The organism is Vreelandella halophila (assembly GCF_009856365.1).
Taxonomy (GTDB): Bacteria; Pseudomonadota; Gammaproteobacteria; order Pseudomonadales; family Oleiphilaceae; genus Halospina; species Halospina utahensis_B.
Genome location: NZ_WMEX01000002.1, coordinates 400,138 through 420,573, shown reverse-complemented (window position 1 = coordinate 420,573; position 20,436 = coordinate 400,138). Strand labels below are relative to the sequence as shown.

21 protein-coding genes are annotated in these 20,436 nt (G+C 58.5%); 14 read left to right on the top strand and 7 right to left on the bottom strand.

Going from position 1 to position 20,436, the window contains the following annotated elements; genetic code table 11:
* The first annotated feature begins 99 nt into the window (after positions 1-99).
* Entirely contained in the window at positions 100-549 is a 450-nt protein-coding gene (locus GLW01_RS05255; RefSeq protein WP_151440701.1) for a PilZ domain-containing protein, read from the top strand.
* Between the two features lie 224 nt (positions 550-773).
* Positions 774-1,808, top strand: a complete 1,035-nt coding sequence (locus tag GLW01_RS05250; RefSeq protein ID WP_151440702.1) for an AraC family transcriptional regulator — start codon at positions 774-776, stop codon at positions 1,806-1,808.
* Here GLW01_RS05250 and GLW01_RS05245 read toward each other — a convergent pair.
* Positions 1,805-2,590 carry a hypothetical protein gene (locus tag GLW01_RS05245; RefSeq protein ID WP_160898382.1) on the bottom strand — a complete coding sequence of 262 codons (786 nt, stop codon included), beginning with the start codon at positions 2,588-2,590 and terminating at the stop codon, positions 1,805-1,807. The two genes, GLW01_RS05250 and GLW01_RS05245, sit on opposite strands and share 4 nt — an antisense overlap.
* A 2-nt stretch (positions 2,591-2,592) precedes the next feature.
* Entirely contained in the window at positions 2,593-2,952 is a 360-nt protein-coding gene (locus GLW01_RS05240; RefSeq protein WP_160898381.1) for a DUF1499 domain-containing protein, read from the bottom strand.
* Positions 2,953-3,031: 79 nt separating this feature from the next.
* On the opposite strand from GLW01_RS05240, the gene GLW01_RS05235 reads away from it, so the two are divergent.
* Positions 3,032-4,219: a M24 family metallopeptidase gene (locus GLW01_RS05235; RefSeq protein WP_160898380.1), complete on the top strand. Its 1,188-nt coding sequence runs from the start codon at positions 3,032-3,034 to the stop codon at positions 4,217-4,219.
* Entirely contained in the window at positions 4,216-5,493 is a 1,278-nt protein-coding gene (locus tag GLW01_RS05230) for a D-amino acid dehydrogenase (protein WP_160898379.1), read from the top strand. The genes GLW01_RS05235 and GLW01_RS05230 overlap by 4 nt, the downstream gene beginning before the upstream one ends.
* On the opposite strand, the gene GLW01_RS05225 is transcribed toward GLW01_RS05230, so the two are convergent.
* Positions 5,450-6,121: a class I SAM-dependent methyltransferase gene (locus GLW01_RS05225; protein ID WP_237416489.1), complete on the bottom strand. Its 672-nt coding sequence runs from the start codon at positions 6,119-6,121 to the stop codon at positions 5,450-5,452. The genes GLW01_RS05230 and GLW01_RS05225 overlap by 44 nt on opposite strands.
* A gap of 73 nt (positions 6,122-6,194) precedes the next feature.
* On the opposite strand from GLW01_RS05225, the gene GLW01_RS05220 reads away from it, so the two are divergent.
* Positions 6,195-7,079 carry an alpha/beta fold hydrolase gene (locus GLW01_RS05220; protein WP_160898377.1) on the top strand — a complete coding sequence of 295 codons (885 nt, stop codon included), beginning with the start codon at positions 6,195-6,197 and terminating at the stop codon, positions 7,077-7,079.
* A 78-nt stretch (positions 7,080-7,157) separates the two neighbouring features.
* On the opposite strand, the gene GLW01_RS05215 is transcribed toward GLW01_RS05220, so the two are convergent.
* A complete protein-coding gene (locus tag GLW01_RS05215) occupies positions 7,158-7,766 on the bottom strand; it encodes a superoxide dismutase (protein WP_095616373.1) in 609 nt (202 codons plus the stop codon).
* 201 nt (positions 7,767-7,967) lie between these two features.
* Between GLW01_RS05215 and GLW01_RS05210 the strand changes: the two genes are divergently transcribed.
* From GLW01_RS05210 to GLW01_RS05175, 8 genes are all read left to right on the top strand, one after another.
* Positions 7,968-8,663 carry a GntR family transcriptional regulator gene (locus GLW01_RS05210; protein ID WP_160898376.1) on the top strand — a complete coding sequence of 232 codons (696 nt, stop codon included), beginning with the start codon at positions 7,968-7,970 and terminating at the stop codon, positions 8,661-8,663.
* Positions 8,660-8,992 (top strand): hypothetical protein, encoded by a 333-nt coding sequence (locus GLW01_RS05205; protein WP_160898375.1) that lies wholly within the window; start codon positions 8,660-8,662, stop codon positions 8,990-8,992. The genes GLW01_RS05210 and GLW01_RS05205 overlap by 4 nt, the downstream gene beginning before the upstream one ends.
* Positions 8,993-9,004: 12 nt before the next feature.
* Positions 9,005-11,044 carry a glycosyltransferase gene (locus GLW01_RS05200; RefSeq protein ID WP_202405574.1) on the top strand — a complete coding sequence of 680 codons (2,040 nt, stop codon included), beginning with the start codon at positions 9,005-9,007 and terminating at the stop codon, positions 11,042-11,044.
* Between the two features lie 567 nt (positions 11,045-11,611).
* Positions 11,612-12,511 (top strand): glycosyltransferase family A protein, encoded by a 900-nt coding sequence (locus GLW01_RS05195; protein ID WP_160898374.1) that lies wholly within the window; start codon positions 11,612-11,614, stop codon positions 12,509-12,511.
* A 52-nt stretch (positions 12,512-12,563) separates the two neighbouring features.
* Complete coding sequence (locus GLW01_RS05190) at positions 12,564-13,466, top strand: glycosyltransferase family 2 protein (RefSeq protein WP_160898373.1); 903 nt, start codon at positions 12,564-12,566, stop codon at positions 13,464-13,466.
* A 98-nt stretch (positions 13,467-13,564) separates the two neighbouring features.
* The gene (locus GLW01_RS05185; RefSeq protein WP_160898372.1) at positions 13,565-14,461 is read left to right on the top strand and encodes a glycosyltransferase; all 897 of its coding nucleotides are present in this window, start codon (positions 13,565-13,567) and stop codon (positions 14,459-14,461) included.
* Positions 14,462-14,491: 30 nt separating this feature from the next.
* Positions 14,492-15,331 carry a glycosyltransferase family 2 protein gene (locus GLW01_RS05180; RefSeq protein WP_160898371.1) on the top strand — a complete coding sequence of 280 codons (840 nt, stop codon included), beginning with the start codon at positions 14,492-14,494 and terminating at the stop codon, positions 15,329-15,331.
* 380 nt (positions 15,332-15,711) lie between these two features.
* Complete coding sequence (locus tag GLW01_RS05175) at positions 15,712-16,416, top strand: sulfotransferase family 2 domain-containing protein (RefSeq protein WP_160898370.1); 705 nt, start codon at positions 15,712-15,714, stop codon at positions 16,414-16,416.
* Here GLW01_RS05175 and GLW01_RS05170 read toward each other — a convergent pair.
* The 3 genes from GLW01_RS05170 to GLW01_RS05160 are packed head-to-tail and all read right to left on the bottom strand — an operon-like array spanning position 16,413 to position 19,185.
* Entirely contained in the window at positions 16,413-17,489 is a 1,077-nt protein-coding gene (locus GLW01_RS05170; RefSeq protein ID WP_160898369.1) for a CDP-glycerol glycerophosphotransferase family protein, read from the bottom strand. The genes GLW01_RS05175 and GLW01_RS05170 overlap by 4 nt on opposite strands.
* Entirely contained in the window at positions 17,489-18,457 is a 969-nt protein-coding gene (locus tag GLW01_RS05165; protein WP_160898368.1) for a glycosyl transferase family 90, read from the bottom strand. Before GLW01_RS05165 ends, GLW01_RS05170 begins: the two co-directional genes overlap by 1 nt.
* Complete coding sequence (locus GLW01_RS05160; protein ID WP_160898367.1) at positions 18,454-19,185, bottom strand: 3-deoxy-D-manno-octulosonic acid kinase; 732 nt, start codon at positions 19,183-19,185, stop codon at positions 18,454-18,456. Before GLW01_RS05160 ends, GLW01_RS05165 begins: the two co-directional genes overlap by 4 nt.
* 179 nt (positions 19,186-19,364) lie before the next feature.
* On the opposite strand from GLW01_RS05160, the gene GLW01_RS05155 reads away from it, so the two are divergent.
* Entirely contained in the window at positions 19,365-20,432 is a 1,068-nt protein-coding gene (locus GLW01_RS05155) for a glycosyltransferase family 9 protein (protein WP_160898366.1), read from the top strand.
* Positions 20,433-20,436 lie beyond the last annotated feature (4 nt).

Sequence of the window (20,436 nt, the reverse complement as noted above, 5' to 3'; positions counted from 1 at the left end):
TTCTCCGTGCCATAGCGCTCACCCGCCACTGGCGAAGAGCGGGCGACGGGCTTAGACTCGTAACATCAAGCAGTGTAAGCCTAAACGGAACCTGACCCCATGGCCACAGCAGCACCCCTTCACGATGAACGCCGCCACCTGCAGCGTTTCCCCGCCGCGGAACTGGAAGTCCGGTTGAAGCCAGGGCGCAGCCGCTTCAGGCGTGGAGAAGTCGTCGAAGCCGCCGATTTCACACGCGAGGGTGTCGCCATCATCACGTCCCGGAAACTGCGCATGGGGCAGAAGGTACTGGTGGATCTGACTCTGCGCCTGGACCGGAGCGAACTCCACCAGAACCGCCTGGTTGCGGTGGTCACAAACGTGCGCGCTGAAGGGGAACAGCACCGTTACGGTCTGAAATTCGACTTCCGGGCCAATGCCACGATGCGTGCCCTGGAGACCCAGGCCCGCCTGGGGCGCATGGAGGGGATTCTGGAGCGCATACAAAAAATGAAGGCCCGTCACCGCAGCGGTGAGGACCTCATCAGAACCTATTCAGGTCAGGGGTAAGAGCGGACCCCTCAGTTGAACGCGGGGATCTCGCTCAGATAATCGGACAGAGCCTTGAGATTGGCTTTTTCTTCTTCAGTGTGCGGAACACAGATTTCGAGGTTGGTATCCATATCCATGACGCGACTCCTTGGGTTTGTCAGGATTTCAGGTATTATCCTACGTCGCAATGCCTGAGCCGGCTTGACGCACCCGCTCAACCTTTTGACAGGTGGTAACAGTCGATGACAGACAGTCCCACGGTGAGCGCTTCCGGCACTCTTGCTCTCACCCACTACCTGACCAGCCGGGGATTCGCTTCCCAGGACCACATTGACGGCATTCTTGGGATCTCGTCAGAGGAACTTGAGGATCCCGACTGCCGTGTTGCTGTGCACAGCCATAATCAGCTGTGGCAGGAGGCACTCCTTCTGACCGGGGACCCGGCACTGGGATTGCGGCTGGGTGAGATTGTGGACCCGGACCGCATGGGGTTGATGAGCCACATCGTGTTCAACAGCGACACCATTGAACACGCGCTGGAGGAATACATGCGGCTTCACCGGCTCGTGAATGAGGCGGTGCACCTCTACCAGACCCGGGAGGGCGACCGGATACGGGTCACCTGGCATGTGCCCGACCCGGCGCTGTACTGCACTCCGGACATGGACCGCACCCTGTCCGCTGCGGTCACCCGTGCGCGCCACTTCATCCATCCCAGGCTGGCCATCGAGCAGCTGAGCCTGGCTCACGAGGACCCCGGCTACCGGGCCCACTACGAGCGGATCTTCCAGTGCCCGGTCACCTTCGGCACCGGTGAGACCAGCCTGTGTTTTCCGGCCCGCTACCTGGATTCGCCGCTGCCCCACCGCAACCCCTATGTGCATTCTGCCCTGACCACACACGTCAACCGGCTGCTGCGCCAGTTGCGCCCGCGCAAGACCGTTTCGGAACGGGTCCGGCGGATCGTCCAGAAACAGCTTCCGCGCACACCGGACGTGGACCGGGTGGCCTCGGCCATGCACATGAGCCGCCAGACGCTTTACCGCAAGCTGAAGAAAGAGGGCGAGAGCTTCCAGAACCTGGCGGAGACGGTGCGGCGGGAACGGGCACTGCAGTATGTGGCTGAGGGCGAATACGGGCTGACGGAAGTGGCGTTCCTGCTGGGATTCTCGGAGCTGAGTGCCTTCAGCCGGGCCTTCAAGCGCTGGACCGGGGAAAGCCCTGGCCACTACCGGGCACGGCACCGCGAAGAGCGCGCCTCAACGATGGCGGACTAATCCTCGCCGAACTGCAACACCAGATGATTCACCAGGCGCTGCAGACGCGCCCGGGCATGGCGCGCATTCACCGCGACCTGCTGCGCCGATGCCGATTCCTCCAGATCCCCGGGTGACAGATCCGGCCAATACAGCTCACAGGCAAGCCCCAGTTTGGGAATGCGCCCGCCCAGCAACCAGGGCAGGCTCACCACACCACTCTGGTTCACAGCACGGCGCAGGTGTTCGGGCAGACGCTCTATCAGGAAGCGGGCTGAAGCCGGAATGGGAATCGGCCGCCCCAGCCTTTCAGTACCACTGTGAGCCAGCAGCAGTACCGGCGCCTCCGCCCTCACAGCCGCTTCTATGAAGCGCTGGCTGCGGAACGGCTGTATGTCGATGCCGTTGCCGACATTACTGTATTCGCCTTCCGGCATGATGCAGCAGTCATTGAAGGTGCCGTTGCTCAGCTTGGCAACAACATCCTCGACCCCGGAATCCGCGGAGGTCTGCACCAGGCGCTCCAACAGAGGACCGACACCGGGCACCCGGTAGAACCCCCTCCAGGTCACTCCGAACGGCACCCTGTCACCTCCGCCGTGGCGCACCATGCTTCGCACCAGCGCTGCCAGTGCGGGCGCTGGGCCGAGTACGGGGCCATGATTCATGATGATCATCAGTCGGGGATGCGTCTGGAGGATGCCGGCCAGTTCGTCCATGCCGACACCATCCGCTTCTTCGCGGTAGAACAGCGGCGCCAGCCGATCGGCGATCGGGAGGAGGTCCTGGTAGGTGTGCGCCATGGCTACCTCTTCTTCAGCTCACTGCGCACGGTTTCCAGCCGCCGCCGGTTCACGCCGAAATCCGAATAGCCGAGCCGTGAAGCCGAACGCACCTGGATCACGCCCTGCTCCGGGTCACGGACAAAATCCAGATCGTCCACGAACCGCAGCACCCGGGTGCGGGCCTCGGCGCGGATGGTCTCCGCCGTCTGCTCCACGAGCCGTACGCCCCCCAGGGCCTCCAGCACGCCAGGCAGCCGCTCCCATGTGCCTTCATCCCCCGGCAAGGGCTCTATGTACTGCTTCCCCCGGCCCTGGCTGGAAACACAATTGGGCTTGCGCGGACACGGCCTGAGTTGCGGACTTCCTGCATCAGTACTCATACGGACTCCATTCTGGACGACAGGGTCGGGGTAAATCTGCTTCACTTGCGTAAAGGTCAGACATTACCAGAGGCCAGCCATGGATCACACCGCGTACCTTGAGGCACTGCGAAGCACAGCAGCAGGCACTGAACAGAGCTTCGACGCCGAAGAATTCCGGGCACGCCGCCAGCGGGTGGCCAGGGCCATGCGCGAGGCCGGCCTTGAGGCACTGCTGGTGACCAATCCAGGCGAGATCAACTACCTCACCGGTTACCGGACCTTTGAGGTCTCGGTCCATGCGGCACTGGTCTTCCGCCCGGAGCGCTGCTTCCTCCAGGTGCCCTCCATTGAAACCGGCCCCGCTGCGGCGACGGCCCTGGTGGACGAGGTGGATGGATACCGGTGGGAGTCTGTCCAGTCCGTGATCGGCCCCCTGGTGGACCAGCTCCGGGACTGCCGCGCCATCGGCATCAACCAGTGGGGCAACGGCCTGCGCCCCGGCGTGCTGGACGCCCTTCGGGCCCAGTTGCCCGATACGGCCTTCCATGAATCCAGCGCCGTGCTGGACCGCGTCCGGCGCGTCAAGACAGCAGCAGAGCTGGAACGTCTGCACGAGAGCGCACGCATGACCATGGCCGGCCTGGAGGCCGCCATGGCCGTGATCGAACCGGGCGTGGACGAGAACACCATTGCGGCGGAAGGCGCCCGCGCCATGCTGGCCGCCGGCAGCGAGTTCATGAGCCTGCAGCCCATTGTGGTCAGCGGGCCACGCAGCAGCGTGATCCACCTCAACCATCAGAGTCGGGTTATCAAGAAGAACGAATCCGTCTTCCTCGAATTCGGAGCCGTGCGCCACCGCTACACCGCGCCGCAGATGCGTACAGCCGTTGCGGGGCAGGCGTCGGACCGGATGAAACGGCTCAACGATGTCTGCCACCGTCTTCACGACACGCTGGTCTCGGAGATGCGTCCGGGGCAGCGCTTTACAGACGCGGCAACAGCCGCCAATCGGGTCCTGGCGGAAGTTGCGGACGAGGTCTTTTTCTCCGGTGTCTTCGGCTACACCGTGGGGGCGCAGTTCCCTCCGAGCTGGGTCGAGGGGACCGGCTTCATCGCCGAGGGCGAGGAATCCCCGTTCGAGCCGGGCATGGTCTTCCACCTGCCCCTGTGCCTGCGGGCACCGGGTGAGTTCGGAATCGGTATGAGCAACACGGTCGTCGTAGGTGATAACGGGGCCACTCCCATCACCTGTAACGACTGGCAGCTGCGGGAGCCATCCTCATGAGAGCACTTGTCGTCGGCGCCGGCATTGTCGGTTTAACCACCGCCCGGATGCTGGCCCGCAGAGGGTATTCAGTGACGGTGGTCGAAGCGCACGAGGGCCCGGGCATGGAGACAAGCTATGCCAATGCCGGCCAGCGCTCCTACGGCCACGTCTCCCCCTGGGCGGCACCGGATCTGATCGGCGTGGGCCTTAAGGGCCTGGTGCGTCGGCAGGGCCCGCTGAAGATGCACATGCCGCCAGCACCGAGAACGATCAGCTTTCTCTTCCAGACGCTGCGCTACGCCTGGGAGAGCGGCCGCTATGACGCCAGCAACCGCGCCATGCTCCAGCTTGGCCAGGTCAGCCGTAATGCGTTCCACGCGATTGACGAGGAACTGCCGGAAGGCTTTGATGGCCATCATGAGGGGCTGCTGGAAATCAGCCGCGACCCGGTGGAATACGCCGGTCTGCAGACCAAGGCCCGAGCTTTGGCGGAACAGAGCATCGAGCATGAGTGGCTGAACGCCGACTCAGTCAATCGCCAGGAACCCGCGCTGGCGGCAACCGGGGACCTGCAGCCATCCCTTCTGATCAACGGTGACGGCACCGGCGACTGCCATCGCCTTTCACAACTGCTCATGGCTCAATGCCGGGAAGCGGGTGTCCGGTTCTTCTTCGGCACGAGCGTGACACAGTGGGAACATAACGGTGATGCCCTGGAAGGCGCTCATGTTTCCGACGGCAACAGGAGCTGGCTTGAGGCGGCTGATGCGACCGTTGTCTGTGCCGGCTGCGCCTCGCGGGACCTTGTCCGGCCACTGGGCCTCAAGCTCTCCGTCTACCCGGTCAAGGGCTACTCCCTGACGGCACCCCTGGACAATCCCGACAAAGCGCCCCGCTCCACGGTGGTAGACCTGGACAACAAGGTTGCCATCACCCGTCTCGGAGACCGGATGCGGATCACCGGCTTCGCGGAGCTGGCCGGCTTCAACCGCCGGATACCGGAATCACGACTGCAGGTGCTTCAGGAAGCCATCAACGAGCGCTTCCCGGGCGCCGCAGATTTCAATCATGCGGAGCCCTGGACCGGCTTCCGGCCCATGCTGCCTGATGGCCCGCCGGCCCTCGGCGCCGGCCCCTTACAGAACCTGTGGCTCAATACGGGCCATGGAACCTTTGGGTGGACCCTCTCGGCAGGAAGCGCGGAGCTGCTGGGCATGATGATGCACTCCGAGCCGACGCCCATTGATGTCAGCGCTTTTGACCCGTGCCGCTTCGGGGGCTCTCGCCGCTGACAGCCAGCCCGGTATTCCCTTCAATCACCGGTTGCACCAACGGCAGGGGGATATCCGGATGACGCTGGACCTCGACGCCGCTCATATCAAAGCCGGCACGCTCAAAAACCCGACGGGTATCCCGGTTGATATTGCAGCCACAGGCAAGCGGTCTCCAGAGGGGGTTGAGACGCTGCTGCCAGCGGGCCAAGCCCGGCTCGCGGGCGGCCACATGTTCGAAGAACAGCAGCCGGCCGCCCGGCTTCAGCACCCGCGCCATCTCAAGCGCGGCCCGGTCCGCCTCCGGGATGGTGCAGAACACCAGGAACGCCACCACGGTATCGAACCGGTTGTCCTCAAAGGGCATGGACTCAGCCCCCGCCTGCACCAGTTCCACCGGTGGCCCCTCATGGCGCGAAGCCACACGCTCCCGGCATTCGCCCAGCAGGACCTCCGAGGGCTCCAGGCCCACAATCCGTTCCACGGCTGGTCCGTAATGGCTCAGGCTCAGGCTGAGCCCGGAACCGATGCCGATCTCCAGCACTTCCCCCGACGCCTGGCTGAGCAGCTCCCGGCGGACATCCGCCAGCGTCCGCTCGGCCAGTTTCAGAACGGGCGGAAAGACGTGTCGTTCGTAAAATCCAGCCAATGACACAGCGCCTGCCTCCCGGATGATGGGTGATCGACAAGCATAACCCGGATCACCGCTACAGGTCAGACCCATGCGAACACGGACTCTCAGACGCCCCCAGACGGAACTCCATATTGTGGAGGATGGCGACCCGGCCAATCCGGCCATCCTCTTCCTGCACGGCTTCCCCGACTGCCACGACCTCTGGCTGCCCCATATGCAGGCACTGAGTAGCGACTACCACGTGATCGGTTTCGACATGCGGGGGGCAGGACAGAGCACACCGCCAGCGCGTGCCGAAGGCTACCGGATCCCCTGCCTTCTGGAGGACATTGATGCCGTGATCACGGCTACCCGGGGCGGGGAAGGCACCGCACACCTGGTGGGCCACGACTGGGGTTCGATCATCGGCTGGAGCTTCGTTGCCGACCCGGTCTATGGCCGCCGGGCCGAATCCTGGACCAGCCTTTCCGGCCCGCATCTTGGAGCGGCGGCCGAATGGGTCCGGAACGGGATCCTGAAGGGCGGTGGCGACCGCAAACCGGCACTGAACCAGGTGCTGCACTCCTGGTACATGCTGGCACTGAATGTTCCCGGCCTTGGTCAGGCTGTGTTCAGCACCGTCGGCACGCCGGTTTACCGTGCTGCCCTGACCATGGGTGGCGTCCCGGCCGATCACCCTCACCTGGCACGCTCACGCGATGAGGTTACCCGCCTGACGCGCCATACGTTCCAGCTCTATCGCCAGAATGCGCTCAGCCCGCCGCCCACGCCACGCCCGGGCAGCATCAGAACGCCCAGCCAGATACTGATCCTGGAAGAGGACGCCTTCGCGACACCAGCAGTGTACGAGGCCATGACCCGTTACTGCCAGCAGGTGAGCTGCAAGCGGCTGGCGGCCAATCACTGGGCGCCGGTCACGCACCCTGAATGGATCCAGGAGCGCATCAGGGGGCTGGTAGCCAGCCTTCACTGACACACACAGAAAACCCCCGGCCGGACGCACCGGGCGGGGGTTGAGGCGCGCCCTTACAAGAGGGCAGCCAGGGCCGGTTTACGCCTTGTTGAGCTGTTCCTCGGCGTACTCGTAATTGGCCAGGTTGTTCAGGAAGTTCATGACATAGTCCGGACGACGGTTGCGGAAGTCCAGATAGTAACTGTGCTCCCAGACGTCCAGTGCCAGCAGAACCTTGCCTTCACCGGTTGCCAGCGGGTTGACGGCGTTCGGGGTCTTGGTGACCTTCAGCTTGCCGTCGTTGCCCAGCACGAGCCAGCCCCAGCCAGAACCGAACTGGCCGACAGCGGTGGTCTTGAACTGCTCCTTGAAGTCATCCACGGAACCGAAGTCCTCGACCAGCTTCTGCTCCAGCTTGCCCGGAATACCGCCACCGTTGGGGGACATGTTTTCCCAGAAGAAGTTGTGGTTCCAGTGCTGGCCAGCCTGGTTGAATACTTTCTGCAGGTCATCACGGCCATAGGCGAGCTTGACGATTTCTTCCAGCGACTTGCCCTGCAGGTTGCTGTCCTGCTCGACCAGACTGTTCAGGGTCGTGACATAGGTGTTGTGGTGCTTGCCGTGGTGGAGCTCAAGCGTTTCCTGGCACATCCCCTTTTCCGCGAGTGCGTTGTAGGAATAGGGAAGATTGGGGAGTTCAAAAGCCATAGTGTTTCCTCCTTAACGGCCTTCAGTATTGGGGGCTCGACCCCTCGGTGCCGACAAAGTCAACCGAGCCCCTTCGTTGGGGTCTACGTTACCACTTTGGGATCAGTTTGAGAGAAATCAAGGGCCGACTTGCACAACCGCTGATTTGTGCAACGATGACATGATACGATCCTCCCATAAAAATGAACCCGAGTTCCGGCAATGCAGTCGTTCAAACCCCGCGAAACCCTGAGTGAACAGGTTGCCCGTCACCTTGAGAACATGATCGCCTTTGAACAGCTCAGTTCAGGCGATCGGATCCATGAAAGCAACATGGCCAAAGAGCTGGACGTGAGCCATGGCGCCGTAAGGGAGGCGCTGCTGATGCTGGAGAAACGCCACCTGGTGCGCAACGTGCCCCGTAAGGGGGCATTTGTGACCACGCTGGATGAGGACTTCGTACGAAGCCTGTACGAAGCGATGAGTGTGTTTCTGGGCCACACCGGGCGCAAGCTGGTCCGCCAGTGGGAAACCGGCGATATGGAGCGGTTGGAATCGCTGTACCAAAGCATGTGCGAGTCCTTCCGTAACGGCCAGCTTATGGAATTCCTGGATACCGGCATTGAATACACCCAGGCCTCGCTGGCCTATGCCAACAACTACTTCATCACCGCCGCCATCAATGACCTCTGGCCCTCGGCCAAACGCTGCGCGTTTGTGGCCCTGCGCCAGGGCAATAGGGTACTGGAGGACAATCTCAATCACATGCGTGAATCGCTCGACCTGCTGCGCGCCCGTGATGAGGAAGGGCTGGTGCAGAACGTCCATGAATACGCGATGAAGCAGTGTGAGCAGGTGATTGCATGCCTGCCGGACAACACGGAAGGATCGGGGTCCCAGGGAGCGACCGGCTCATGAAACGCCACCAGGTTCTGCTGCTCACAACGCTGATACTGCTGCTGGCTGGCTGCAGTCTGGTCCAGCCTGAAAAAAAGACTCCTTCGGAGCCGGAAGCGGACATTGACTGTGAATGGACGATAATGCGTGGCGTTGCGGAACTGGTGAGTTTCGAGGAAAATACCGCGGCGATGGATTTCTTCCCCGGGGAGATCCGATTCCATACTGAGATGGATGATCGCGACTGGGCTCCAGGGGATGAATTCAAGGTGCTTCTCGAAACATCGGATCATCCTGAGTGCGGAGAGCCGAGAGTGCGTGAATTGAGCCCGCTGGGGCCAGACGCCTGACCGGAGTCGACATTGCCCTTTTCCCTTCATGCTCTGGTCGCATTTGCTGTTACCAGCCTCTTTGCCGTCGCAATCGCCGGCTCCCTGCTCGTTGACAGCCTTCTTTCAGGCGCCACCTACGGCGTTGCCCTTGCCGGCCTCGGATTCATCGTCATGGCCAGGCTGCGCGGCGCCCGTGCGCTTCCTCCCGCTGACCGGGAGATCAAGCTGATCGGCTTTGCCCTGGCGTTCTTTGCACTCGTCAGCCTTGCCACCTGGGCCCTGAACGGTTTCGGGTACGAGGACTTCAAGAACCTGGGCAAACACGGGCGCCTACTGCTTTTCTGGCCACTTCTTGTCGCGCTGGCCTACTCAGGGTTACGGGAAAGAGCGGCCCTTCTGGGGCTGGCGGGGTGTGCGGCCCTCGCAGGCCTGGTCGCGGCAGACCCCCTGCTCTGGGGTGAAAGTGTTCACCGGGCTAACGGTGCCACCAACGCCATTCCCTTCGGCAACCTGTCACTGCTCAGTGGCCTGATGCTTCTGGGTCTGGCAGGACCCCTTTTCAGCAACAGGCACTATACGCCCTGCCTGCTGGCACTGCTCGCCGGTCTGTTGGGCCTTACCGCCGCCTACCTGTCCGGCACCCGGAACAACGTTCTGGTCCTGCCGGTCCTGCTTCTCTTTCTGGTTCTTTTTGCCGGCCGCCGCCAGCGGATTGTCTCGGCCATCGCCGGACTGCTGATTCTGGGACTGTTCGTGGGCCTGGAATCACGGCTCGGGGAAGGGATTATGGCAGTGCTGGACGGGGACTATGGCCGGGGCATCCAGTACCGGTTCGATGTCTGGCAGCACGCGCTGGCCCTCTTTACCAGCGCCCCTTTCTCCGGCGTGGGCGTCCAGGGTTACGCGCAAGCGTTACAGGCCAGCATTGAAGCGGGCGAGCTGCCCCAGGGGCTGGCCCGCTGCTGTCTCGACCACGCGCACAACGACCTGTTCCAGATCCTGGCCACCCGGGGCCTTCTCGGGGCGCTCTCCTGGCTGTTGGTGCTCGGTATCCCATTCACCCAGTTCCTGCGTTACGCCCGGCATGAGAATGATCGGGTCGCTTCACTGGCTCGGGTTGGCGCCATGGTCCCGCTTGCCTACCTGATCTTCGGGCTGACCGAAGCCACGCTTGAGCGCGGCATCTACATCACCTTCTACCTGCTGAGCGTAACCTTAGTGACCCACCTCCTGTTCCGGGCTCTCGATGAGAGCCTGACCCGTACGCGAAGCCAGCGACTCAGCGCCACCGTGATCACCTACAACGAAGCGGACAACATTGGCCCCTGCCTCGAATCCCTGAAGGGCCTCGCGGACGAAATCATTGTTGTGGACAGCGGGAGCACCGACGACACGGTCGCCATTGCCCGGCAATACACAGACAGAATCACTGTCACTGACTGGCCCGGCTTCGGCCCCCAGAAACAACGGGCCCTGGAACAGGCAACAGGGGAATGGGTATTGTCCATCGATGCCGATGAACGGATAACGCCCTACCTCGCCCGGGAAATCAACCACAGGCTTGCCGGGGAACCCAATGCGGATGCTTTCAAGCTCCGCTGGGCCGTGACCATTTACGGCAAACGTCTGGACTTCGGCCGCAGCGCCCGCGCCCCGCTGCGCGTGTTCCGCCGAGAAGGCTCCGCGTTCTCCAGCGCCCAGGTCCACGAAGCCATACTCCTTCCGGACGGTGCCCGTATCAGGACACTGCGTGGCCGCCTGACCCATTACACCCACCGCGATTATGGCCACGCCCTGGCCAAGAGCGCCCAGTACTCCTGGCTGAGCGCCCAACAGAAAGCGGAGAAAGGTAAGCGGACCTGGACACTGCTCTACCCGACACTGAGGGCCATTACAACCTTCATTCAGGTCTATATACTACGGCTTGGATTCCTTGATGGGCCGGTGGGTTACCTGATGGCAGTGACCTATGCCCAGACCAGCTTTAATACGTATGCGGGGCTCTGGACGCTGGGCCGAGAAACGTCGGCTGACAATGACTCAGGAATACAAGACGGCACGAATGAGTAAGCTCCTTAGAAACCGAGTCACTATTCCCTAGATCGCTTTCTACCGTCGATACCCCTATTCTGATGGCATCTCCATCAATAGCGCTGACGCACGGGGGCTCGTGGACTTTTATCTGGGGGGCTTCTGTGATCGGATTCCCAAGCCAGCCAACTCGTCCGTCGTTGTTAACCTTGCCTACCGAAGATACGGAGATGAAATCCCATCCAAAGAGGCAAAGAAACTCTTCAGAGCGCCGTCCCAGCTCAGGGGGCGCGAAGTCAAGCGTTTGCCTGAGCTTTTCCGGTTTGTGTTCGTCCGCCCCCCTACACAAGAGTTCTTCCGGCATTTCTGGACAAGGTTGACCCGTAGGGAACGGCACATGAAAAGCGGATTTCACTCTCTGACTGATTTTTATAACAGAGGTTTGCCGATCTCCAGCCCCCACGCCGCCAAGGTCTGCCAGAGGTCCTTTACCTACAGTAGCGAGCTGTTTACAGTTACACTAGCTTGCACTCTCCTTGAACACCCACCGTGCCGGCGTTAGATACCGATGCGGTACCGAGTAATTCAAGAAACTGGCAAACTTTCATGCGTGAGACAAAACTTTATCCGCAACGTTGGTACGATCCTATCCTGGCGTTTTTCTTTCGGCTTGCCGCCAGCGGCTATGTACCGGCAAGCTGGTTTCGGGCTCCCATTCCCGAACCACAATCAAGAAACGCCGTGCATGGCATCCCCACCTTGGAAGTGGTTAGCCATTGTTGGCAGTACTCCAACATGCTCGCCTATCAGCTGAGCTCTTTCGTCAACTACCCTCCTACGCGTCTGAAACTCATCGTCACCGTGTTCTACTGCCCCGAGGACGAGGGCACCTCCGAGCTACTCAAGTTCATTGAACAAAATGATGTCGAAAATGTTACCTGGAACTGGCACGCCTTGCCCAAAGAACAACTGTTCAGGCGGGGTATCGGACGCAATAGAGCAGCAAAATCGACTCAAGCGGACTGGGTATGGTTCACCGACTGCGACATCATATTCCATCAGAACTGTCTGGACTCCCTCGCTAACGAGCTTCAGGGGAGACGCGATGTACTCGTCTTTCCCCGGGAAGAGAGAACCACACCCATGCTGGCCAGAGACGATGGCATGTTGAAGGCAGGAAGCAAGCCGCAACTGGTAGATATCAAAGCCGACAACCTGACTCGCTTTTCCCGGGATCGTGCTAAAGGGGCATTTCAGATTGTGCACGGTGATGTCGCAAGGGCCATCGGCTATTGCGAAGGTATCTCTATCTATCAAACCCCCGCGGACCATTGGTGCAAATGCTATGAAGACCGAGCGTTCCGCTGGCTAGTAGGGACACAAGGTACGCCCATCAATGTGGATGGCGTCTATCAGGTCCGCCATATACACAAAGGCCGTTACAAGCAGAATTCCATCTGGTCCAGGATACGAAGCAAGATTCGCCGACTGCAGGAACAAGGATAAGACCTTTCCCAACCTGACCTAAAAATTGACTAGATTTTCGAGTATATAATTCATGTACTTCTGTATATTTTCATTCAACCGCGGCCGCTTTTTAGAGAACTGTGTAGAATCGATCGAGCACTGCGTTCAGGACCCCGTTATTCTGATATTTGATGATGAGAGCAACGACCCGGAAACAGTCTCAATACTGGACGCGTTGTCCAAGCATTATCAGGTCATCCAGCCGGAAAAAACCGAAGCCTTAGCCTACAAGTGCGGTGGCTTATATAACAATATGCAATCCTCGCTTTCCTATATACCTGAAGGCGAACTTGTATATTTTGTACAGGATGATACTCAATTAGTGCGAAAGCTGAACGAACAGGATATCAACGATATTGAATGTTTCTTCAACGAGCACCCCGATGCAGCATTTTTGCATCATGCCTTTGTACGTCAGAAGAACCGCAGCTATAACCAAAAAACAATGGAGTATCACCAAGACAGTCACGCCTATATCCGGAATGACTCCAACCGCAGCTCCGGAATTTATTTCTCTGCCTTATCGATTGCCCATGTTGACCGACTAAAAGCCGCGAACTGGGTTTTCAAACCGACAGAAAAAGAGAACGAATTACAGGCACGCACTAAATTCAGTAAAATGGGGATAATGCGTGATCCCTTTGTTATGTGGCTTCCCAGTGTTCCCTGTTATCGAGGAAAAGTGAAAACGCTAGCCTTGACACTGGCGGAGAAAAAACAAAATTGTGGTTTTTATCCATTTGAAATTCTATCCGATGAAAAAAACCGAGCCTTTAAAGTCAGACATGCAAAGATACTGCCGACTGCCGAGGATTTTCTAACCGTTAGCAATGCCACTTTAAAGAAACCATGGATCACACATCCCCTGCAGAGTCAACCGCTACTGAAATGGCTTAATAAATTGGAAATAAATTTACGCAAATGGTCCAGATGATCGACCCCATTCGCCGTCCCTTACCCGCACTTTCGGTGATTCAGTGAATCAGTGAACTGGGAATGGGTTGTCCTTGAAAGACGACGAGGGAACACGTCATGCCGCCTTTAGTTTCCGTACTTATTCCTGCTTACAATGTCGCCCCGTACATCAGAGAAGCTGTCGACAGCATTATCAATCAAACCTATACGAATCTGGAAATCATCATCACCAACGACGGCTCAACCGATGATACCCTGAAAATTGCACAAGAATATACTGAGGATCCCCGTGTTAAAGTCTTTTCACAGGAGAACCAGGGATTATCCAGTGCACGTAACAATGCGATCGCTCGGGCCAGCGGGGAGTATATTTATCACTTCGATTCTGACGATGTTCTTGAACCAAGCGCAATCGAAGAATGTGTTGACCACCTTGTAAAGGATGACTTGGATATAATTGGTTTTTCGGGAGCGCCTTTTATTGATGACAGTATCGATTTCAATTTTAAAACCGATCGTTACCAGCGTGATGATACACCGATCATGAGCGGTCAGGATTTTATCGAAACCTACATCGAAAGCAAAACCTATGCGACTTCCGTGTGCCTTTATCTCTCAAGAAAAAACATTGTCACGGATAATAATATACAGTTTATTGATCGTATCCCGCACCAAGATGAAACCTATACCTTCGACATTTTTTACCATGCCAGACGCGTAAAATGCTTATCCAATACATATTTTAGGCGTCGTTATCGTATCGGGTCGGTGATGACCAGCAAGAAAAGCGAAGTAAATGCGAGGGCCTTATTGAAAGTAAATGCCTATTTCGAGCAACACTATTACCACTATCCTCCAGGGCAGCATCAGATTAAAAAACTTCATCGCCGTATCAGCCAGGTTATTATGAAGAACAATCTGCCTTACTCGGTGATGGAGGGCTTTGATTTCTCTATTCCCTTCAAATATTGGTTAAAGTATTTACCCAAGCGGATAATAGCCAAGCTCGGATAAGTCCTGTATCACTAAAAACAGTAGATCGTCATGAATGTCACCGTTTTGTTCACCACCTATAATTCCCCGAAATGGCTTGAAAAGGTATTGTGGGGTTTTAGTGTCCAAACCCATCGGGATTTCGATATCATTATTGCCGATGATGGTTCTACCGATGAAACCCGGCAACTAATTGATCGAATGCGCTCCGAAACAGGAATAAGAATTAAGCATGTCTGGCATGAAGATCATGGATTTCAGAAATGCGAAATTCTAAACAAAGCGATTTTACAGGTTGAAAGCGACTACATTATTTTTACCGACGGCGACTGCATTCCCCGCGCGGATTTTGTTGAGGAGCATTTAAAATGCGCCAAACCCGGCTGCTTTTTAACAGGTTCGGTGGCCCGTTTACCTATGTCGACAAGTGAACACATTGGCAAGGAAGATATCACGTCGGGCGCTTGCTTTAACTGGGATTGGTTAGTGGAAAACGGCCTTCTGGTCACCCGTAAAAACATGAAACTTAGAGCCAGGAAATACGCCGGAAATATCCTCAATCATCTTACGCCTGCCAGAACCAACTTTACAGGATGCAATGCATCGGCGTGGACTAAAGATGTGATCGCCGTAAATGGTTTTGACCAGCGCATGTCGCATGGCGGCTTGGATCGGGAATTTGGTGTTCGCTTAAAAAACCTAGGCATTAAAGGCAAGCATGTACGGTACAATGCCCAGATCATTCACCTGGACCATGCCCGTGGTTACAGTGACCCTGAAAACATACGCAAGAACAAAGCGTTGCGTATTCATAATGCGAAGCGAAAAATAAAGATAACCGAATATGGGCTTAATCTAGTCAAGGACCAAGCCGTACGAATTACGGGATGACCATCATTTGGTTCAAGGAGCCTAGCATTCTGCCCGGGTAGTTCGGTTACCTATTTGCATTATCGATAGCACTCAGCTTTGTATGTTTCACGGCAACGGACACTTTAGCATAACCGAACTGACATTTGATGGCGCAAAACGGATGCTCGACCTTCACACGAACACTCCCCCTGATCCTTTCCGCCCTGATAAGATCGCTCCTTCCAGCAGTTGGCGTATGCGTTCCATGGACGACTAGGGGCGAGTCCTGCGCTTGGCTAAACCTGACTTAGTCCATGAGGTGATTCCCTGTAGGTTGTTCTCATACTATCGTCGCAGCCACTCTCAAGCTGCTATTATCGGCGTCTTAGCCCTAAGATCTGATTCAAGATTTAAAACATATGATCATTTCCCATAAGCACCAGTTCATTTTTCTCAAAACAACCAAAACGGCAGGCACCTCTATAGAATTGGCGCTCTCCCGGTTCTGTGGTCCAAACGACATCATTACCCCGTTATCCTCTGAAGAAGAGAAGATAAGACAGAAAATTGGAGGAACGCCCCCTCAGAATTACCGACCGACTTCCAGATTCCAGTATACCGGCCGCGATTGGTGGAAGCTGCTTAGCAGGGGAAAGCCTCCGCGTCGCTATCGGGAACACATGCCAGCCCGCAAGATCAGACGCCACGTCAGGCATGAAACATGGAACCAGTATTTTAAGTTCTGTGTCGCACGGAACCCCTGGGACCGGGTAATCTCCCAATATTACTGGCGACAGAGGAATCTGCGTCAGGAGGAAATGCCGTCCATTATGGAGTTCCTGGACTCGAAACATACGCAGTCACTGCTTCGAAAGGGATTTGGGCTTTACACCCTGAAGGGCCAAGTCGCAGTTGATAAAATCTGTCGTTATGAGTCTCTGGAAGAAGATCTGGAAGAAGTCCGGCAACACCTGGGTCTCCCGGAACCACTAGAGCTCCCCAAGGCCAAGTCAGGAGTCCGCAAGGACAAGCGCCACTACAGCGACGTGCTCTCTGAAGCCGAGAAAGATCGGATTGCGGACCTCTTCAAGGATGAAATTAAACTTATGGGATACCAGTTCTAGTCAGCATTATCATCAAGCACTGCCTGTAGGCGCAGAGCCCGGCGCAATTTCAGCCAGACCCTGAGCTTGCGCCACAAGTTCAACGGTTTCAGTTGATCCTTGCCCTCCTCAATAAACTGATCAACCGCCTCAAGCACCCGCTCACTCGAGCGCCCGTCCGTAAAGCTGTGCAGCTCCCGGCAATACGCGCGCATCGCGGAAACCAGTGATTCCGGCCGCTGCAGCGCTCTCTCCAGAGCAGGCTCAACCTCGGAAGCTTCCGCCACATCAATCAGCCACGGCCCAGGCATCCGGGTATTGAGCGTCACCACCGGCCGGTCCAGGAACATGAACTCGAACATGATGGATGACGTGTCGCAGAGCATGACGTCCGCCTGCGGGAGATACGGAATCAGGTCCTCATCACTTTCGATGAAGGTCAGGTTCGGGCCCGCCAGGGCACGGTAGCGTGCCACCCATTCCGGATCCATCTTGGGGTGCAGCGTGACCAGGAAATGCCAGCGGCCGGAATCGGCCATGCGGGCAATCTCGTCATACAGTGCCGGGGCGGCTGTTACGCTGCGGCTGAAGGTGGAGGCGAAGAATACGGTCGGTCTGTCGCTGCTCTCCGCGGGGCCCGGGCTCTCAGCCTCCTTCAGCAGCGGGTCCAGCTTGGGCCAGCCGGTATGAGCCACGGAGAAGAATCTCTTCTCCCGGGCCAGCTCCTGGAAACGTTCAGTGTCTCCCTCGGCATGGGTGCAGTACAGGTCGAACCAGCCGCGGATCCGGTAGTGGTCGCTCTCCGCCTCGGTCTCGTGGCCCCGCTTGTTTCGTGCCAGACCGTGGAACACCTCCACCTTGATGCCCGGAAAGAACCAGGGTACCCAGTCGCCCGGCACAAAGGTGGCGACCGCGCCGTACGCCATGACCTCCCGCACCGTCTCCAGCCTCAACTCGTTCTCCCGCAGTGGAGCCGTGCTGCACCCGGCCACGAACCACGCGACCTCGTCCCCACGTGCACGAATGGCCTCCTGGAGGGGGCGCAGGATGGAGTAGGAATAGGGCTGGTTCACGAAGAACAGATAGCGCGCCATCAGGCCTCGACCTTCTCGAAATAGCGCCTCATGACCAGCAGCGAGATCAGCCATTCGCGGCGTGTGTCCATGAAGCGGGCCACATGGGCCTGTGCGTTGCGGATGATGGCTTCGGCCGCCTCCGGATGGGCATTGTAGTAGCGGATCTGCTCTTCCAGATCCGAATGGTCATCCGCCAGACAGGCGTAGTGCACATCGGGTTCCAGCGCCCCTTCCATGAACCAGGTCTCGTAGCGCGGCCGCCGCATCAGGCACAGGGAGTTGGAAGCCAGGATCCATTTCAGGTTGGTCGCCACATCGTTCCCTTCAATGCTCACGATGTAGCGGTAATTCAGCTGTTCAGAGGCGGGCATGAAGCCCGTATGCCAGGGCTTGCCGATCGACTCCTCATGGTTGCAGCCGACATCACAGAGCGGGCTGTCATGATAGCGCTCGAGAAAAGCTTTCCGTTGGGGCTGGCTGCCCTTGCCCCGCCAGATGGCGACGGGCTCTTTCTCCCGGAACGACAGAGGGTCCGGCACCATGAAGTAATGGCGAACCTGGTTGAGCTTGAGCAGGACGGAGTTGGCGTTTTCGCCCGCTGACGCAACAGGGCGGCTTTTCACGAAACTCGGGTATTCCGGCACCCAGGTTACATCCCCGAACTCATAGCGGAAGGGCCGGTCATCGGGAAGGCAACGGAGCAGGCGCTTGAAGTCCAGGTAGTAGGCGGAGCGCTGGCCCCGGCGTGAAAACTGCTGTGGCCGTATCGCCTCGGGGCCTGGATTGAACGGTGCTTCCAGCCGGTTGTACCAGGCCACCCGCGCATCCACCTCCGCCTTCGCTTCCGGCTCCAGCGCCGCGTATTCCTCCATCAGGCGCTGCCCGTGCCACAGCCAGTAGGAGCGGGGCACCACCAGGTCGAACAGTGCGGTGAGGTAATAGCCCAGCTTGTGCAGATTCCGTTCATACCGGGTCGTCAGCTTCATGGGTGACCCGCTCCTTCACTGTAGCCCGCAAGAACATGCTCCCAGGCTGTGTCCAGCCCCAGTGGCGAGTCAGTCCAGTCCAGCTTCAAAAGTGACCGGTGAAAGCGGTGCAGGTTGCCACGCTGCCAGCGTGCCCCCGTAATGCCGCGCGCCCGCTGTCGCCCCTTGTCGAAATCAATCACGTAGACCGAGCCATTAACCCAGAGGATATTGAAGGCGTTGAGATCCGCATGATCGATGCCCTCGTCATGAAACCTGCGGACGGTTCGGCCCACCGCTTCCCAGTGTTCCGCTGCCAGGGTACCGAGCACGGACGGCAATGGCTGGGCGGATTCCAGCCGCTCCACCAGGATCGCCGCCCGGTAGAATACGCCCGCCCGCGGCCAGAAAGCAGCAGCCACCGGCGCTGGAACAGGCAGCCCCCGTTCGACCATGCGCTGAAGCAGATCAAATTCCGCAAAGGCCCGGCTCTGGACAACCCCGGTGCGGACATAGGCATCCCTGGAAAGATGGGCCATAAGCCCACCGCGCTGGTAGAACCGCAACACCAGTTCACCACCCGGCGCCGTCACGAACCAGGCACCACCCCGGCCGCCCGCGTCCACCGGCCGTGCAGCGCTTCCCCAGGCATTGGGTCGGAACCAATCAGTGTTGAATGAAGGCGACCAGACGGCGCTAACCCGGAAACGGGCACCATCATCGCCGAAAAAGTCTGAGGAATGGCTCATCGGGGCTGCTCTGATCGGATTCGCTCGCGTCGATTTGCTGCGGGAAATGGGACGTCACAGGCATACTGCGTTATGATATGCCTTCGTTGATGCAGATGGGTGATGGTGCGCCCGCTGCCTGCGGCATTCTAGCAAGCAACAATCAGACGACTCCAACCCGGGCCAGTCCGACCTAATCCATGCTGAATGATTCATCCGGCACATCCGTCAACTCCATCTGCATCCTCCGCCTTTCCGCGATCGGCGACGTCACGCATGTACTGCCGGTCATACACAGCCTGCAGAAACAGATGCCCGGCGTACGCATCACCTGGATCATCGGTAAGATGGAGGCGCGCCTGCTCGAGGGGCTGCCCGGTGTCGAGTTTATTGTATTCGACAAGAGCGCCGGTCTGCGTGGTTACATTGACCTCTGGCGTCAGCTGCGGGGCCGGCGGTTTGATGTACTGTTCCACATGCAGGTGGCACTGCGCGCCAATATTGCAGCCCTGCTTGTGCCAGCGAGCACCCGGGTTGGCTACGACCGCGAGCGCAGCAAGGACCTCCACGGCCTGTTCATCAACCAGCGTATACCCAGAAGAAGCGGGCAGCACGTGCTTGACTGCCTGGCCAGCTTCCCTACGGCCCTGGGGCTCAAACCAGCGGAACCCGAGTGGCACCTCCCGGTTGCCGAAACGGACAACGCATTTGCGGACCGTGTACTGGACCCTGCCCGCCCGAACCTGGTGATCAGCCCCGTTGCCAGCCATGAGCTCAGGAACTGGCCTACACAGCGGTATGCGGCGCTGGCGGATTACGCGGTACACCAGTACGGGGTGCGCATCATCCTGGTCGGTGGTCCTTCGGAACAGGACCGGCAGTACTGTCAGGCGATCGAAGAGGCAATGCAGGAAGAGGTGCTCAACCTCTGCGGGCAGGACACCCTGAAACAGCTCGCGGCCCTCATGGCCCGGGCGGATCTTGTCATTGCCCCGGATACCGGACCGGCGCATATCGCCAACGCCATGGGCACCGACGTTCTGGGGCTCTTTGCCAGCTCCAATCCATACCGCTCAGGTCCCTATAACTCAATTGAGTGGTGCGTTAACCGTTACCCTCAGGCATTGGAGCGCTTTACCGGCAAGCGGGTCGAGAGCGCCCGCTGGGGTGCCAAGGCAGAGTTCAACGGCGCCATGGAACTGATAACCGTTGACGACGCCACCGCCATGCTTGACCACTGGATGGCCCGGCGCCGTCAGAGTGCCTGAGCCT